The 15,414-nt window shown below is 69.9% G+C and carries 16 protein-coding genes; 7 read left to right on the top strand and 9 right to left on the bottom strand.

The window, feature by feature from the left end:
- The first annotated feature begins 4 nt into the window (after positions 1-4).
- Positions 5-2,518, top strand: coding sequence for an ATP-dependent Clp protease ATP-binding subunit (locus SD455_RS03000; protein ID WP_445507200.1), 2,514 nt, complete (start codon positions 5-7; stop codon positions 2,516-2,518).
- A gap of 128 nt (positions 2,519-2,646) precedes the next feature.
- Here SD455_RS03000 and SD455_RS03005 read toward each other — a convergent pair whose 3' ends face one another.
- Complete coding sequence (locus SD455_RS03005; RefSeq protein WP_070162726.1) at positions 2,647-3,111, bottom strand: DUF3817 domain-containing protein; 465 nt, start codon at positions 3,109-3,111, stop codon at positions 2,647-2,649.
- Between the two features lie 140 nt (positions 3,112-3,251).
- The gene (locus SD455_RS03010; RefSeq protein WP_445507201.1) at positions 3,252-4,175 is read right to left on the bottom strand and encodes an alpha/beta hydrolase fold domain-containing protein; all 924 of its coding nucleotides are present in this window, start codon (positions 4,173-4,175) and stop codon (positions 3,252-3,254) included.
- A gap of 147 nt (positions 4,176-4,322) precedes the next feature.
- On the opposite strand from SD455_RS03010, the gene SD455_RS03015 reads away from it, so the two are divergent.
- Positions 4,323-5,843, top strand: coding sequence for a hypothetical protein (locus tag SD455_RS03015; protein ID WP_445507202.1), 1,521 nt, complete (start codon positions 4,323-4,325; stop codon positions 5,841-5,843).
- Between the two features lie 57 nt (positions 5,844-5,900).
- Here the strand turns inward: SD455_RS03015 and SD455_RS03020 are convergent, their stop codons facing one another.
- The 3 genes from SD455_RS03020 to SD455_RS03030 are packed head-to-tail and all read right to left on the bottom strand — an operon-like array spanning position 5,901 to position 7,171.
- Positions 5,901-6,338 carry a VOC family protein gene (locus SD455_RS03020; protein ID WP_445507203.1) on the bottom strand — a complete coding sequence of 146 codons (438 nt, stop codon included), beginning with the start codon at positions 6,336-6,338 and terminating at the stop codon, positions 5,901-5,903.
- 3 nt (positions 6,339-6,341) lie between these two features.
- Entirely contained in the window at positions 6,342-6,812 is a 471-nt protein-coding gene (locus SD455_RS03025; protein ID WP_070162720.1) for an SRPBCC family protein, read from the bottom strand.
- Positions 6,809-7,171: an ArsR/SmtB family transcription factor gene (locus tag SD455_RS03030; RefSeq protein ID WP_070162718.1), complete on the bottom strand. Its 363-nt coding sequence runs from the start codon at positions 7,169-7,171 to the stop codon at positions 6,809-6,811. Before SD455_RS03030 ends, SD455_RS03025 begins: the two co-directional genes overlap by 4 nt.
- A gap of 181 nt (positions 7,172-7,352) precedes the next feature.
- Here SD455_RS03030 and radA point away from each other — a divergent pair, with 181 nt between their 5' ends.
- On the top strand, positions 7,353-8,792 hold the full coding sequence (gene radA, locus SD455_RS03035) for a DNA repair protein RadA (RefSeq protein WP_445507204.1): 1,440 nt from the start codon (positions 7,353-7,355) through the stop codon (positions 8,790-8,792).
- 62 nt (positions 8,793-8,854) lie between these two features.
- Here radA and SD455_RS03040 read toward each other — a convergent pair whose 3' ends face one another.
- From SD455_RS03040 to arsB, 4 genes are all read right to left on the bottom strand, one after another.
- Positions 8,855-9,358: an OmpA family protein gene (locus tag SD455_RS03040; protein ID WP_445507205.1), complete on the bottom strand. Its 504-nt coding sequence runs from the start codon at positions 9,356-9,358 to the stop codon at positions 8,855-8,857.
- A gap of 172 nt (positions 9,359-9,530) precedes the next feature.
- Complete coding sequence (locus SD455_RS03045) at positions 9,531-10,493, bottom strand: A/G-specific adenine glycosylase (protein WP_445507206.1); 963 nt, start codon at positions 10,491-10,493, stop codon at positions 9,531-9,533.
- 51 nt (positions 10,494-10,544) lie between these two features.
- The gene (locus SD455_RS03050; protein WP_445507207.1) at positions 10,545-10,961 is read right to left on the bottom strand and encodes an arsenate reductase ArsC; all 417 of its coding nucleotides are present in this window, start codon (positions 10,959-10,961) and stop codon (positions 10,545-10,547) included.
- Positions 10,961-12,136, bottom strand: coding sequence for an ACR3 family arsenite efflux transporter (arsB, locus tag SD455_RS03055; RefSeq protein WP_445507208.1), 1,176 nt, complete (start codon positions 12,134-12,136; stop codon positions 10,961-10,963). The genes SD455_RS03050 and arsB overlap by 1 nt, the downstream gene beginning before the upstream one ends.
- A gap of 223 nt (positions 12,137-12,359) precedes the next feature.
- Here arsB and SD455_RS03060 point away from each other — a divergent pair, with 223 nt between their 5' ends.
- From SD455_RS03060 to SD455_RS03075, 4 genes are all read left to right on the top strand, one after another.
- Positions 12,360-12,758 carry an ArsR/SmtB family transcription factor gene (locus SD455_RS03060; protein WP_070162708.1) on the top strand — a complete coding sequence of 133 codons (399 nt, stop codon included), beginning with the start codon at positions 12,360-12,362 and terminating at the stop codon, positions 12,756-12,758.
- Positions 12,755-13,216, top strand: coding sequence for an arsenate-mycothiol transferase ArsC (locus tag SD455_RS03065; protein WP_070162706.1), 462 nt, complete (start codon positions 12,755-12,757; stop codon positions 13,214-13,216). The genes SD455_RS03060 and SD455_RS03065 overlap by 4 nt, the downstream gene beginning before the upstream one ends.
- Positions 13,217-13,308: 92 nt before the next feature.
- The gene (locus tag SD455_RS03070; protein WP_139827671.1) at positions 13,309-14,016 is read left to right on the top strand and encodes a DUF4232 domain-containing protein; all 708 of its coding nucleotides are present in this window, start codon (positions 13,309-13,311) and stop codon (positions 14,014-14,016) included.
- Positions 14,017-14,183: 167 nt separating this feature from the next.
- Positions 14,184-15,344 carry a hypothetical protein gene (locus SD455_RS03075; RefSeq protein ID WP_445507209.1) on the top strand — a complete coding sequence of 387 codons (1,161 nt, stop codon included), beginning with the start codon at positions 14,184-14,186 and terminating at the stop codon, positions 15,342-15,344.
- Positions 15,345-15,414: the final 70 nt, after the last annotated feature.

The following is a 15,414-nucleotide window of genomic DNA, read 5'->3' on the forward strand; positions in this document are numbered from 1 at the left end:
GGCCATGTTCGAGAGATTCACAGACCGCGCACGGCGAGTGGTTGTGCTGGCCCAAGAAGAGGCCCGCATGCTCAACCACAACTACATCGGCACCGAGCACATCCTGCTCGGACTCATCCACGAGGGTGAGGGCGTCGCCGCCAAGGCCCTGGAGTCTCTGGACATCTCGCTGGGCGGGGTCCGCGAGAAGGTCCAGGAGAAGATCGGCCCCGGGCAGAACGCGCCCAGCGGCCACATCCCCTTCACTCCGCGCGCCAAGAAGGTCCTGGAGCTCTCGCTGCGCGAAGCCCTGCAGCTGGGCCACAACTACATCGGCACCGAGCACATCCTGCTCGGCCTGATCCGCGAGGGCGAGGGCGTCGCCGCCCAGGTGCTCGTGGAGCTCAACGCCGACCTGAATAAGGTGCGCCAGCAGGTCATCCAGCTGCTGTCCGGCTACCAGGGCGGCGGCCAGGAGAAGGCCGGCGCCGGCGTCGGGCAGGGGGCCACCGAAGGGCAGCCCTCCGGCTCCGTGGTGCTGGACCAGTTCGGCCGCAATCTCACCGCCGCCGCGCGGGAGGCCGCCCTGGACCCGGTGGTCGGCCGTGACTACGAGCGGCAGCGCGTGATGCAGGTGCTCTCCCGTCGCACCAAGAACAACCCGGTCCTCATCGGTGAGCCCGGCGTCGGCAAGACCGCCGTCGTCGAGGGTCTCGCCCAGGCGATCGTGAACAACGACGTCCCGGAGATCCTGCGTGACAAGCAGCTCTACACGCTGGACCTCGGCTCGCTGGTGGCCGGCTCCCGGTACCGCGGTGACTTCGAGGAGCGCCTGAAGAAGGTCCTCAAGGAGATCCGCACCCGCGGCGACATCATCCTGTTCATCGACGAGATCCACACCCTCGTCGGGGCCGGAGCCGCCGAGGGCGCCATCGATGCCGCCAACATCCTCAAGCCGATGCTGGCCCGTGGTGAGCTTCAGACCATCGGTGCCACCACGCTGGACGAGTACCGCAAGCACATCGAGAAGGACGCCGCCCTGGAGCGCCGCTTCCAGCCCATCCAGGTGGAGGAGCCCTCGGTGGAGGTCACCGTGCAGATCCTGCGCGGGCTGCGCGACCGCTACGAGGCCCACCACAAGGTGTCCATCACCGAGGAGGCCCTGGAGGCCGCCGCGTCCCTGGGCCACCGGTACATCAACGACCGCTTCCTCCCGGACAAGGCGATCGACCTGATCGACGAGGCCGGCGCCCGGCTGCGCATCCAGAAGATGACCGCGCCGCCGGAGCTGAAGGAGTACGACGCGAAGATCGAGGACGTCCGGCGGGAGAAGGAAGCCGCCATCGACGCCCAGGACTTCGAGGGCGCCGCTGCGCTGCGTGACAAGGAGCAGAAGCTCGTCGACGAGCGCCAGCAGAAGGAGGACGCCTGGAAGTCCGGTTCCATGGATGAGATCGCCGAGGTCGACGCCGATCTGATCGCCGAGGTCCTGGCCTTCTCCACCGGCATCCCGGTGTTCAAGCTCACCGAGCAGGAGTCCGACCGCCTCAAGCGGATGGAGGAGGAGCTCCACAAGCGGGTCATCGGTCAGGACGAGGCCGTCAGGTCGCTGTCCCGGGCGATCCGCCGCACCCGCGCCGGGCTGAAGGACCCGAACCGGCCGTCCGGCTCGTTCATCTTCGCCGGCCCCACCGGCGTCGGCAAGACGGAGCTGGCCAAGACGCTGGCCGAGTTCCTCTTCGGCGACGAGGACGCGCTCATCACTCTGGACATGTCGGAGTTCTCGGAGAAGCACACGGTCTCCCGGCTCTTCGGTGCCCCTCCCGGCTATGTGGGCTACGAGGAGGGCGGCCAGCTGACCGAGAAGGTCCGGCGTCGTCCGTTCTCCGTGGTGCTGTTCGACGAGGTGGAGAAGGCTCACGCGGACCTGTTCAACTCGCTGCTGCAGATCCTGGAGGACGGTCGCTTGACCGACTCGCAGGGCCGCATGGTGGACTTCAAGAACACGGTCATCATCATGACCACCAACCTGGGGACCAAGGACATCTCCAAGGGTGTGATGACCGGGTTCCAGTCCTCGACGGACACCGCCACGAACTATGAGCGGATGAAGGGCAAGGTCAACGAGGAGCTGCGTCAGCACTTCCGCCCGGAGTTCCTCAACCGCGTGGACGACACCATCGTGTTCCCGCAGCTGGAGCAGTCCGAGATCGTGCGCATCGTGGACCTGTTCGTGGACCGTCTGCGGGAGCGCCTGGCGGAGCAGGCCATGACCCTCGAGGTCTCCCAGCCGGCCCGCGAGTTCCTCGCGGAGAAGGGCTACGACCCGTCCATGGGTGCCCGCCCGCTGCGCCGGACCATCCAGTCCATGATCGAGGACCAGCTCTCCGAGCAGATCCTCTACGGCGAGATCCCGCACGGCGCGGAGATCACCATCGGGCTCAAGGGTGAGGGCGACGACCGCGAGCTCACCTTCGACTGGACGACCCCGGCGCCGCAGATCGAAGGCACCGAGGAACCCGCCGCGATCGAGAGCTGACCTGGCAGGTCTGATCTCGTTGCGCTGAACGACAGCGGGGGCCGAGTTCCATCCCAGGAACTCGGCCCCCGCTGTCGTGCGTGGACGGTGCAGACCTCAGCTGTGAGCGGGCCGCTCGCGGCCGGGCGTCAGCCCTTCGGTACGGGCGGCCCTGCCACCAGCAGTCCGACGAACACGACGACGACGCCGACCGCCAGCGCTCCGCCGACCAGCGCCGGCCGGTTCAGCAGCACCCGCAGCAGCCGGTCATGCCAGCTGTGGTCGCGCGGGTCCTCGCCGGCGTGGAGGCGCCACGGTCCGTCCAGTCGGCCGCTGCGCTTGAGCCAGATGTCCACCGGGACGGTGGCGTAGGGGATGATCGCGCTGATGATGGCGGTGGCGGCCGGGCCGGCGCTCCAGCGCTGGTTCTTCGCCACGATCACCGCGGTGGCGGCATAGGCGAGGAACACGAAGCCGTGGATGCCGCCGCCGATGGTCACGGCGACGTCGAGGCCATGGGTGGCGCGCAGGATCATGCCGCCGATGAGCAGGGTCCAGGAGATCGCCTCGGCGATCGCCAGGACGCGGAAGAAGATCTTGGGGGAGCGGAACACGCCTCTCCTGAGGGTCTGGGCTGAACGGGTCATGACGACGACGGCGGCCCCGGTGCCGGGCCGCGATCGCCCGACCGTATGGTACGGGGTCCGGCTGGGAGCGGCGCTCAGAGTGTCGGGGCGGGCCGGCAGCTGCTGACTCAGATCGCGTCCCGGACGGCGTCGACCATCCTGCGCCGTGCCCGCCTCCCCTCCGGGGTCGGCAGCAGGGGGTAGACGTGCAGGTGGCCGGGCTCCTCGTGGTACTCGACGTCGGCGCCGTCGTCTGTGGCGCGTTGCATGAACAAGCGGGTGTCGGGGTTGAGGATGTCTCGGGTGCCGCTGAAGACCAGCAGCGGACCGATGCCTGTGAGGTCACCGAGGAACGGATTGAGGAGGGGGTCCTCCCCGTGCTCGCCGATCCACCGCTCCGAGAGTTCGAGCTGGCCCTTCTTGACCAGCCACGGGTCCTCAGGTTGGCGGGCGTCGATCTCCGGGTTGCTGAACCGCAGGTCCAGGGCCGGGGAGATCAGCGCGGTCAGCGACGCCGGCCGCTCCTGCTGCGCCAGCATCAGGGCGGCGGACAGGGCGATGGAGCCGCCTGCGGAGTCGCCCATCAGGATGACGGGCTCACCGGAGTCGGCGGAGAGCTCTGCCGCGAGGTCCGCCACGCGCGGCACCACCGTGGCCGCCGTGCCGCCCTCCTGGACCAGCGGGTAGGCGGGCATGACCACCCGCACCTGCGCCTCCGCGGCCAGGCGCTGGACCCACCGCCAGTGCGTCGGCGCGGCCTCGTGCACCCAGCCGCCGCCGTGCAGGTACAGCACGGTCCCGCGGGGCTCACCCTGCGGTGCGATGGTGTGGATCCGCCAGCCGCGCTCCCAGGCGCCGGTGACGACGACGTCGCCGCGGATCCTGCGCGGAGGGCCGGCGGGACGCGGCCGCACGGTCAGCTCCTCCAGGTGCCGGAGCACAAGCTCGCGGGTGCGGTAGTGACGGTTGGCCCGCCGGAGTCGCATGGCTGCGGGCATGAGGCGGGCGGCGAGGCTGAGGCGTGGGGGAGTGTCGGTGGGCGGCTCGGACATCAGCGTGCTCCAGGCGGTGAGGCTTCACGGAGGGGGTGTGGTGTCTGAGCCTAGCTGCGCATCCCGGACGAGAGCGCCGACGCCGGGAGGGTCGCCTCCGGGGCGCCCCTGCTCGCCCACCCCAGAGACTCGGTAAGGTCTCATGCCATGACCTACTCGCCGAGCCCCGGGTCCGGGGAGGTGCTGCTGCAGCGAAGCCCTCGCGCGCGGCGCTGGGTGCCGCGGACGGCGGGTTTCGTGTGCGGAGTGACGGTGACCATCGTCCTGGCGGTCCAGGGCTTCGAGCGGCTGCCCGGGAGCATCGGCGGAGTCCTCATGTGGGGCGCGGTGTACGGGGTGCTCCGTCTGATCCTGGGGTGGTCGGGCCCCACCGTCGCGGTCGACTTCTCGCAGGGCATGATCCGCGTCGGCCGTCAGGAGCATCCGTTCGGCGCCGTGCGTCCCCTGCGGATCGAGGCGGGGGCGCGGGCGGGCGCGTCACGGTATGCCGCCGTCACTCACGTCTTGGCGACGGATCCCGGCCCCCAGGTGCCGATCCTCCTGGTGGGGCGTCGGGGTGACGGCATGGATCGGGCTGCGCTGACCGCCTACGAGCATCTCCTGCAGTCGTTGCCGTTGAGTGCGCGGGGATCCGAGGGGCCCTGGGCCGATCCGCGAAGCCGTTGGGACGACGAGTGGCGGCGCGCGGAGATGCTGCGCCACGTCGCCGTCCTGCGGCAGCAGGGACACGACGGCGGAAGGCTCGAACCCGGCTGGGACGCCCATGCGGGGCCCGTGGAGCAGTTCCTCAGCCCTGCGGCCCGGCAGGCGCTGCAGCATCGGCACAGTCCGCAGCCCTCTGACGCGGCGGCCCAGTCCCCGGCTGTCCAGTCCCCGGCGGTCCGGCACCCGTCGGACCTGGTTCCGGATCCCCGGATCACCATGGATCACGTCGATCTCGACGTCGAGGTCACTGCCGCCGGGATGAGGACGATACGGCGTCTCACCGGTGTTCTCGGGACACTCGCCGCCGCAGCGGCCGTCGTCGGATTCGTCGGCCTGCTGGTCACCCCCGAGGAGGGAGCCGCGGAGCGGCTGTTCACCGTCTTCGCGGTCCTGTTCATCGTGCTCGGCCCGGTGGCCGTGCTGCTGATCCTCCTCCACAGCGCGGCACATGACCTCCACCTCCGGCGGCGCCGCGCTGCTGCGCGTCGGCAGCTCGCGCCGGGCTCTCCGGCCGGTCACGCCGCGGCGGTGCTCTATACGAACTGGTGGCAGCGCGCCGTGGGGGCTCCGGCTCGGCACGCGCCGACGATCGAAGGCGTCAGCCAGGGGCACGAACCGTATGACCCCGACCAGGACCCCGTCCGTGTGGTCCAGGACAGCGCGGTGCTGCCGCCGAGCGTCGAGGACGCGTGGCGGCGGAATCCGCGTCGGCTGGCCAAGACGACGGCGGCGTCCGCCGGACTCGCCGCCGTCGTGACGCTGCTGGTGTCCCTCACCTCGGACGGGCCCTGGCTGCTGATCACCGGCGCTGTGCTGGGAGCGCTCGGCATGGGACTGTACGTCTGGGCGCGCCAGCATGACCTCGGACGACGTCGGCAGGACATCCGTGAGCTCGCGCGCCTGCTGGAGCAGATGCGCACCGACCCTGCCTACGGGGCGCACCTCAACCGCCCATGCCGCTGAGGGTGCCCGCGGCCGGTCGTCGCGAGCTGCCGATGCTGCGCCGTGGTCGCGCACGACTCAGCTGAGGCTCTGCGCGAGTCCGACGAGGATGCCCTCAGGCCCGCGGATGTAGCAGAGCCTGTAGGCGTCTTCGTACTGGACGATCTGGGTGCTGACAAGCTGCGTGCCATGCCTCTCGACACGAGCGAGTGTCTCGTCCAGGTCCTCGACGTCGAACATGACGCGGAGGTAGCCCAGTGCATTGACAGGAGCGTCTCGATGATCCTGGGCGATATCCGGGACGAGGAATCGAGAGAGCTCCAAGCGGCCATGTCCATCGGGGGTTCGCATCATGGCGACCTCCACACGCTGATCGCCGAGACCCGTGCAGCGCCCAGCCCATTCACCCTCGACCATCGCGCGGCCCTCCAGCTCCAGACCGAGGTCACCGAAGAACGCGATCACCGGATCCAGGTCCTCGACGACGATGCCGATGTTGTCCATGGTGATCGACATGATTCAGCCCAGCCTCTCCCTGAGCAGGTGGCGGCCGATGTTGGTCAGTGCCTCGTCCCAACCGTCGTAGACGAAGCCGTCGCCGGGCTGGCCGTCGTACCCGCGCAGGTGAAAGACCAGCTCGGTGTGCTCGCCGTGTGGGATCAGCGTGAGCGTGATGACCGGCGCTGCGTCGGCAGGAGCATCAGGGTCGCCCCAGGTGAAGACGAGTCGGTGCATCGGCTTCACCTCGAGATACTCACCTCCCGTCGGAAAACGCTGGCCGGTCTCCTCGTTGATCATCGTGTACCGGTACCGCCCGCCCACTCGGACGTCGAACGACACGCTCTCGGTGGTCACCCCGAAGGGGTGCAGCCAGCCTGCGAGTTCAGCCTCCTCGGTCCACGCACGCCAGACGAGTTCCTGCGGGGCGTCGAAGGTGCGGATGATGGAGAACTGAGGGATCTCTCCTGCCGCGGTGTCCGTCGTGGTCATGACTGTGCTTCCTTCCTGTCGTCGGACGTCGGTCGGGTCGCCATGGTCTTCAGATGTGCGTCGAGGTGGTCGAGGCGCAGACTCCACTCGCGACGGTGCTCCTCCACCCAGGCCGATGCTGCGTCGAGCGGCTGGGTCTGCATCGTGAGGGTTCGCCATTGAGCGTGCGTGGTGCGGGTGACGAGCCCTGCGCGCTCCAGCACCTTCAGGTGCTGGGAGATCGCAGGAGCGCTGATGGCGAACGGTTCGGCCACTTCGCCGACCGTTGCCGGCCCCTGTGTCAGCCGTGCAAGGATCGCGCGTCGGGTCGGGTCTGCGAGCGCAGCGAATACGAGACTCAGAGGATCGGAGGAGGCCATTTTGCCCTTCCCTTAATTAAGAGACAACTACATTGAAAAGGTTGCTCTGTCGGAATGTCAAGAGGCTGCGGGCCAGGTTGCCTACGGGCCCCCTCTGAACCGGCCGCACCAGGGACCTTGGCTGTTGACCTCGTACTGACCCGCTCAGAACGTGTCACCTGGTCGCGATACCGTGGTCCCCATGGCCACCCGCACCTCCACGCGCAGCAAGTCCAAGGCGAAGAACGCCTCGACCTTCGAGTGCTCCGAGTGCGGCTGGCAGACCGTCAAATGGGTCGGCCGCTGCCCGGAGTGCCAGTCCTGGGGCACGGTGGAGGAGAAGGAGCAGGTCACCGCGCGGACCACCGCCGCCTCCAACCTGGCCGCCCCCGCTCAGGCCATCGGCGACGTCGACGCGTCGGTAGCTGAGTTCCGCGCCACCGGCATCGGGGAGCTGGACCGGGTGCTCGGCGGCGGTTTGGTGCCCGGGGCGGTGATCCTGATGGCCGGGGAGCCCGGCGTCGGGAAGTCGACCCTGCTGCTGCAGGTGGCCTCCGCCGTCGCGCAGGCCCACCCGGACCAGCCGGTGCTGTACCTGACCGGCGAGGAGTCCGCCGCGCAGGTGAAGAAGCGGGCCGAACGCATCGACGCCATGGCTGAAGGGCTGTATCTGGCTGCGGAGTCGGACCTGGGGCAGGCGCTGGGGCAGATCGACCAGAGCTCCCCGCAGCTGACCATCATGGACTCGGTGCAGACCCTGTCCTCGGCGGAGGTGGAGGGTGCGGCCGGCGGGGTCACTCAGATCCGCGAGGTCACCGCCTCGATGATCGAGGCGGCCAAGCGCCGCAACATGACCACCATCCTGGTGGGCCACGTGACCAAGGACGGCAACATCGCCGGGCCCCGCATGCTCGAGCACCTGGTGGACGTGGTCTGCCAGTTCGAGGGGGACCGGCACTCCCGGCTGCGTCTGCTGCGTGCGGTGAAGAACCGCTACGGCCCGACCGACGACGTCGGCTGCTTCGATCTGAACGAGGGCGGGCTGACCTCCTTGGCCGACCCGTCCGGTCTGTTCGTCTCTGCCATGACAGAGCGCGTCCCGGGCACCTGCATCACCATCACCCTGGAGGGTCGGCGCCCGCTGACCGCCGAAGTGCAGGCGCTGGTGGCCGAGTCCCCCGCTTCGCAGCCGCGACGCGCCGTCTCCGGACTGGACTCTCCGCGGGTGTCCATGCTGCTGGCGGTGCTGCAGCGCCGTGCCCGGCTGGCCACCCTGTTCAAGTCGGAGACCTATGTGGCCACCGTCGGCGGGGTGAAGATCACCGAGCCCGCCGCTGACCTGTCGATCGCGCTCGCCGTGGCTTCCGCCGCCTTGGAGAAGCCGCTGCCCAACCGGTTCCTCGCGTTCGGGGAGGTCGGACTGGCCGGGGAGGTGCGGCAGGTCCCCGGACTGCAGCGACGCCTTCAGGAGGCCCAGCGGCTGGGATTCACCCACGCGATCGTGCCCCGCGGGGCGGAGCAGAGCGACATCCCCGCCGGCATGACGGTGAAGGAGATCGGCTCCCTGCCGGAGGCGATGGCGCTGCTGTTCGACGGCGGCGCAGCACAGGCGTCGTCGCGCGCGGGAGCCGCGCAGAACTGAGCCCGGCGGCGCGCAGTGCGAGAGTCGGGCCGCCGCGAGTCATGCCCGACAGCCGACACGGATCAGTCCGCGAACTGGATCTCCACGCGACGATTCTCGGCGTACGTGCTCGGTTCGGTGGGGTCCTCTTCCACCGCCGGATCCGTGTCGGCCCGTCCCTCGATCGTCAGCACGAGATCATCACGTTCCGCACTCAGGGCGTCGGCCACCGACTGCGCGCGCCTCTCGGAGAGCTCCTCATTGGTGAGGTCTTCATCGCTCTGGCCAATCGGCCGGGAATCCGTGTGGCCGATGATGTGGACCTCGGCGTCGTCCGGGACTGCCTCCGCCAGCTCCGCGATCAGCACGTCAGCACCCCGCGGCAGCTCCCAGCTGTTGGCGCTGAAGAGGATGTCCGACTCGAGGACGATCGAACCGTCTTCCGCCGCGCTGACGGAATCCTCGAAGTCCTGTTCGTCGACCGTGTCCTCCGGAGCGAAGATGCCACAGCCACTGAGGGCAAGGACGGTGGCGATCCCGAATCCGGCCACCGTTCCTCGACGTTGCCAGCAACGGTCGTGCCTCATTCAGGTCCCCATCCTCAGGTCGAGTGCGATGCGCGGAGCCGAAGGCGCCACGGCTCGCCCCTCCCTCGACGAGCTGAACGGCCAGCCTACCCGGCACGCCGGAGGGTCACAACGGAGGCCGGAGCGGCCGGGCAGGCTGGAGGTCCTGCAGCCGGCGGCGCCGCGGCGACACTCAGCCGCCCAGCACTCCCGGCAGCGCCACGATGTCGCCGCGCCGCTCCGCCAGGCCGTCCCGCACCAGCGAGTCCAGGCAGCGGCGGCGCTGGTCGTCCTCGGCCTCCGGAAGCGGCAGTCCGGCCAACAGGGTTTCAGCCTGCACCGGCTCACCGCGGCGCAGCACCGCCATGATCGCCCCGCGCACCTGCCGGTCTGTGCCCGCCCAGGCTTGGCCGCGGGTCTTCTGCTCCTCGGTCGGCGGCGGGGAACCAGCCGTCCGCCACGCGCACAGGTCGGCCACCGGGCAGATCGCGCACTGCGGGGAACGGGCGGTGCAGATCAGTGCCCCCAGTTCCATGGTGGCGGCGTTCCAGGCGCAGGCGCGGCGCCCGCCGTCGTCATCGGTGTCCGGCATCAGGTCACGGGCGAGCCGCCGCTGGGCAGCCGTGTAGGTCTGTCCGGGCAGGGCGACGCCGGTGAAGATGCGGGCATGCGCCCGACGGATGTTGGTGTCCACCACGACTTCCGGGATCCCGAAGGCGAAGCAGGACACCGCGGCGGCCGTGTACTCGCCGATCCCCGGCAGGGCGCGCAGCGCCTCCGGGTTCGCCGGGACCTCGCCGCCGTGCCGGTCCACGATCGCCTCCGCCGCGGCCTGCAGGCGCAGCGCCCGCCGGGGATACCCCAGCCGGTCCCAGACCGTGAGGATCTCGGCGCTCGGCGCGGCCGCGCAGGCGGCGGGCGTGGGCCAGCGGTGCAGCCATTCCTCCCAGCGTGGCAGCACCCGGACCACGGGGGTCTGCTGCAGCATGATCTCGCTGACCAGCACACCCCACGGGGTGCACTCCGGGCGGCGCCACGGCAGGTCCCGGGCGGCCTCGGCGAACCAGTCGATCACCCGGGTGTGCACGTCCTCCGGCGCCGGCGGGATCGGGGCCTCGGCGAGGGCCGCATCATCAGGCAGAGTGGTCTCAGTCATCCCTGCGATTCTACGGACGATCGACGTGGGGCGACGCGGGGCGACGCGGCCTCAGGCCGGGGTGCGCAGCGAGTCCACCAGCTCCTCCACACGGGCCCGGATGTCATCGCGGATCAGCCGCACGGCCTCGATGCCCTGGCCGGCCGGGTCGTCCAGCTGCCAGTCCTCGTAGCGCTTGCCCGGGTAGAACGGGCAGTCGTCCCCGCAGCCCATGGTGACCACCACGTCCGACTCCTGGACGGTGTACGGGGAGAGCTGGTCCGGCACGCGGGTGGAGATGTCGATGCCGACCTCGGCCATGGCCGCCACCGCCACCGGGTTCACCTGGTCGGCCGGCTGGGTGCCGCCGGAGTGCACGACGACGTCGTCGCCGGCGATCTCCCGCAGGAAACCCGCGGCCATCTGGGAGCGGCCGGCGTTGTGCACGCAGACGAACAGGACGGTGGGCTTGTGGTTCTCGCGGGTCATCAGCGGGTCCTCTCAGAAGTCTCAGCAGGGGTGTCAGCAGGGGAGGGGCGCGGCGTCTCAGGTGAGGCCCCGACGGCGGCCGGCGTCGACGTCGCGAACCAGCGGCGCGCCCACAGGGCCACATAGACCAGCGCCACGAGGATGGGCACCTCGATGAGCGGGCCGACGATCCCGGCCAGCGCCTGGCCGCTGGTGGCGCCGAAGGTGGCGATGGACACCGCGATGGCCAGCTCGAAGTTGTTGCCCGCCGCGGTGAAGGACAGCGTGGTGGAGCGCTCGTAGCCCAGGCGCAGAAGCCAGCCGATCAGCATGGAGGCGCCGAAGGTCACCAGGAAGTAGATGGTCAGTGGCAGCGCGATCCGGGCGACGTCCAGTGGACTGCTCAGCACCTGGTCGCCCTGCAGGGCGAAGAGCACCACGATGGTGAACAGCAGACCGTACAGGGCCCAGGGGCCGATGCGCGGCAGGACCGTCTCCTCGTACCAGTCGCGTCCGCGGGCGCGCTCGCCGAGGGTGCGGGTCAGGAATCCGGCCACCAGAGGGATCCCCAGGAACACCAGCACGGAGACGGTGATCGCCACCACCGAGAACTCGGCGCTGGTGGTGGGCAGTCCCAGCCAGCTGGGCAGCAGCTGCAGATAGAACCAGCCGAGCACTCCGAACATGATCACCTGGAACACCGAGTTGATGGCGACCAGCACGGCGGCGGCCTCACGGTCCCCGCAGGCGAGGTCGTTCCAGATCAGCACCATGGCGATGCAGCGGGCCAGCCCCACGATGATCAGCCCGGTCCGGTACTCCGGCAGGTCCGGCAGGAAGAGCCAGGCGAGGGCGAACATGAACGCCGGAGCGAGCAGCCAGTTGATCAGCAGCGAGGTGATGATCAGCTTCCGGTCGCCGATCACGGTGGCGGTCTCGTCGTAGCGGACCTTCGCGAGCACCGGGTACATCATGATCAGCAGTCCCAGGGCGATGGGCAGGGACACCCCGGCGATCTTGAACGATTCCAGCGCCTCACCGAAGCCTGGTGCTGCGGCGCCCAGGCCGAGACCGACCGCCATGGCGGCGATGATCCACACCGGCAGGAATCGGTCCAGCAGTGACAGCTTCGCGACGACGCCGGAGGCGTCCGGCGGGGCTGATGAGGCGGTGGCCGAGGTGGTGCTCTGCGACACGGTGCTCCTGAGGTCTGGGTGGAGGACGGATTCAGGGTCTGCGGCGCTTCCGTAGAGGGGCGCCGCAGAGGGTGAGACGACGGCATCGACAACCATCGATGGTCCGAGTATCGTCAGGGGCATCGAAGAATGTCAATGTCGGTGCTCGGGGGTGTCTCTGCGCGTCGATGTCACCAGGCGTCGCGGACTGACCACCCGTGGCCCCTCACCAGTCGGAGGACCCATGACTCTCTCCCTCACGTCGGACCAGGCCGACGGCGAGACCTCGAGCTGCTGCACTCCCCAGCCTGGCACGCCCGCACTCGACGCCGAGGCGGCCGTCGAGCTCGCCGCCCGGCTCAAGGCCCTCGCCGACCCCAACCGCCTGACCTTGCTCGCGCTCGTCGCCGCCGACGCCCGCGGAGAAGCCTGCGTCTGCGACCTCACCGGCCCGCTGGACCTGGGGCAGCCCACGGTCTCACACCACCTGAAGATCCTGGTCGACGCCGGCCTCCTCACGCGGGAGAAGCGCGGTGTCTGGTCCTACTACGCCGTCGTCGACGGGGCGCTGGAGAGCATCGCCCACGCTGTCGGCCATGGGATCGTCCCACCGCACCCGAACTCTCCCCTGGAGCCCGCATGAGCATCACACCCGATCCCGCCGTCCAGCGTGCCGACCGGCCCTCCGACGGCGTGCTGTTCGTCTGCGTGAAGAACGGCGGCAAGTCTCAGATGGCCGCGGGACTGATGCGCCGCGAGCTGGAAGCGGCCGGGGTGCCGTCGTCGGTGAGCGTGGCCTCCGCCGGCACCGCACCGGGGGCGGCGGTCAACGCCCTCTCGGCCGAGGTCCTGCAGGATCTCGGCGTGGACATCACCGGCGAGACTCCCACCCTGCTCACCGAGGACATGATGCGCCGTGCCGGGCATGTGGTGGTCCTCGGCGCCGAGGCTCAGGTGCCGCAGCCCGACGGCGTGCTGGTGGAGCGGTGGGAGACCGACGAGCCCAGCCTGCGCGGCATCGAGGGCCGCGAACGCATGGAGCTGGTCCGCGACGACATCCGCCGCCGTGTGCAGGAGCTCGTCGGACGGCTGACGGCCTGACAGCCGCGCGACGGGGCGGCCGGTGAACATCACACCCGTCTCCGAGTGGCGTGGGCGGGATGCGTCCAGGACGCGGAGATACCCTGGTGCGCATGGCTTCCCCAGGTCCGCGCCGCATGCCCAGGCGCCAGTCCGCCGCGGTGTATCGGCGACGCCGGCTCGTGGTCGGGGCGCTGCTCCTGGTGGTCCTGGTGGGCCTGTGGTGGGCGGGCTCGGCGATCTTCGCGCTGCTGGTGGATGAGGACCCGCACGACCCCACGGCGCAGCAGGAGGACGACACTGAGGGCGGATCCGGCTCGGAGTCGGACTCGGACGAGGGCTCTGATGAGGGTGCCGCCTCCGAGGAGGACTCAGATGCGGACTCGGAGGAGGACTCAGACGCAGGGTCCGACCCGGACACCGACGACGTCCCGGAGGGCCACTGCGCTCCGGGCGACATTCGGGTGACCGCCGACACTGACGACGCCGAGTACTCGGCCGCCGTGGCGCCGCTGCTGATCCTCACCGTGCAGAACGTCGGGGACGAGGACTGCACCCTCGACGTCGGCACCGCCGAGCAGGAGTTCACGGTCTCCCATGCCGGACGCGAAGTCTTCACCACCACGGAGTGCGGCGGCGAGGCGGACTCCTATGAGCTCACGATGGAACCGGGCCAGCAGGAACGGGCGCAGCTGAGCTGGCCCCGTTCGGATTCGTCCGCGAGCTGCACCGAGCCCGTGGAGCTCGAGCCCGGGGCCTACGAGCTGACGGTGAGCCTGGGCGGGATCACCTCGGAGCCGCACCGGTTCACGCTGAAGTGAGGGCGACGCGGTGGACCCGTTCTGCCCCGTCGGTTCTGCACCCCGGTATCACGTCTGCCCCACGAGATCTCGCTGTGCAGACATGATGTCGGTGTGCAGAACGGCGTTCTCCACAGGGCGCACCCACACGGCCCCACTGACTCTCTGAATCGGCCACAGTGGAAGGCATGCTCACGCACACTGTCACGTCCGCGTCACGCGATCCTGTGCGCCTGCTCTGCGTCGCAGATGTGCCCCGTGAGGACCGGGCCCATCGGAGCAACAGATGGTCGTCGGCGGTGCGTCGTGGCGAGATGCTGCGCCTTGCCCATGGCGTCTACATCGAGCCCGGGCACTGGCTCAGCGCCCCGTCGTGGGACCGACATCTCATGGCTCTCGGCGCCATGGCGGCGGCAGCCTCGCCACTCTTCTGTCGCGGCTCGGCGCTCGCCCTCTGGGGTGTCCCTCTGCTGCGCACTCCGGGAGAGATCACTGTCCGGGAGACCCGGCGTGGACGCGTGGGGCGGAGGCGGGCTGGCCCGCTCACCGGGACGGCCGATGCCGCCGTCGTCGCTCGCCTGCTGGCGGATCACCAGGAGCTGGCCGGCGCGCGGGGCAGACCGCTCAGTGGCCGTGACCTGCAGCCGATCCCCCTCCGGCGCCTCGGGGCCGCCTTGCCCGAAGGCATCGGTCGTGAGGATCTGCAGGTCAGAGTCCGGCGCGGGGAGCACGCGGTGCCGCGCGAGCCCCTGGGACTGGGTGTGCATCCGTGGCTGCAGGGCGGCCCGGAAAGTGCCGACGTCGAACCGCTTGCCTTCGCTGTTCTGGACACCGTGGCGGAGTCCTCGCTGGCTGAGGCGGCGGTGATTCTGGACGCCGTGCTGGCGGGTCGGATCACCTCCGAGCGGACCCTCGTGCTGGACGACTTCGTCGAGTGGGAGCCGTATCTGCGCACGCACCGCCGACGGGCACGGTGGGCTCGGGCCGTGGAGTTCGCCGACCCTGCCGCCGAGTCCCCGGGGGAGTCCGCGGTACGAGCCCTGATCCGGGAACTGGGCTTCCACGCCCCGGAGCTGCAGCGTGAGGTCGTTCTGCCCGACGGGCGGCGTGTGCGTGTGGACTTCGCCTGGGAGGGTGTCGTCGCCGAGTTTGACGGGATGGTCAAGTACCGGAGGTCCCAGGAGCTCAGTGGGGTGAGCCCGGTGGAGGCCCTCGAGGCGGAGAAGCACCGTGAGGACGGCCTCCGGGCGCTGGGCCTCGGCGTCGCCCGGATCATCTGGGAGGACATTCTGCGGCCCGAGCGACTCCGTCGGAAGCTGCTGCAGGCTGGAGTGCCTCGCGCCCGGTGATCGGTGATTGGCGCGTTCTGCACCCCGATATCACGTCTGCCCCGCCAGATCTGGCTGTGCAGACGTGATT

This window comes from Nesterenkonia sp. K-15-9-6, from assembly GCF_052656005.1.

Bases quoted from the DNA above. Each gene is read 5' to 3' on its own strand.
- SD455_RS03015 (WP_445507202.1), top strand. From the start codon at position 4,323: ATGACCTACTCGCCGAGCCCCGGGTCCGGGGAGGTGCTGCTGCAGCGA.
- SD455_RS03070 (WP_139827671.1), top strand. From the start codon at position 13,309: ATGGCTTCCCCAGGTCCGCGCCGCATGCCCAGGCGCCAGTCCGCCGCG.
- SD455_RS03025 (WP_070162720.1), bottom strand. From the start codon at position 6,812: ATGACCACGACGGACACCGCGGCAGGAGAGATCCCTCAGTTCTCCATC.
- SD455_RS03075 (WP_445507209.1), top strand. From the start codon at position 14,184: ATGCTCACGCACACTGTCACGTCCGCGTCACGCGATCCTGTGCGCCTG.
- SD455_RS03010 (WP_445507201.1), bottom strand. From the start codon at position 4,175: ATGTCCGAGCCGCCCACCGACACTCCCCCACGCCTCAGCCTCGCCGCC.
- SD455_RS03050 (WP_445507207.1), bottom strand. From the start codon at position 10,961: ATGACCCGCGAGAACCACAAGCCCACCGTCCTGTTCGTCTGCGTGCAC.
- SD455_RS03030 (WP_070162718.1), bottom strand. From the start codon at position 7,171: ATGGCCTCCTCCGATCCTCTGAGTCTCGTATTCGCTGCGCTCGCAGAC.
- SD455_RS03020 (WP_445507203.1), bottom strand. From the start codon at position 6,338: ATGTCGATCACCATGGACAACATCGGCATCGTCGTCGAGGACCTGGAT.
- radA (WP_445507204.1), top strand. From the start codon at position 7,353: ATGGCCACCCGCACCTCCACGCGCAGCAAGTCCAAGGCGAAGAACGCC.
- SD455_RS03045 (WP_445507206.1), bottom strand. From the start codon at position 10,493: ATGACTGAGACCACTCTGCCTGATGATGCGGCCCTCGCCGAGGCCCCG.
- SD455_RS03000 (WP_445507200.1), top strand. From the start codon at position 5: ATGTTCGAGAGATTCACAGACCGCGCACGGCGAGTGGTTGTGCTGGCC.
- SD455_RS03060 (WP_070162708.1), top strand. From the start codon at position 12,360: ATGACTCTCTCCCTCACGTCGGACCAGGCCGACGGCGAGACCTCGAGC.
- SD455_RS03065 (WP_070162706.1), top strand. From the start codon at position 12,755: ATGAGCATCACACCCGATCCCGCCGTCCAGCGTGCCGACCGGCCCTCC.
- SD455_RS03040 (WP_445507205.1), bottom strand. From the start codon at position 9,358: ATGAGGCACGACCGTTGCTGGCAACGTCGAGGAACGGTGGCCGGATTC.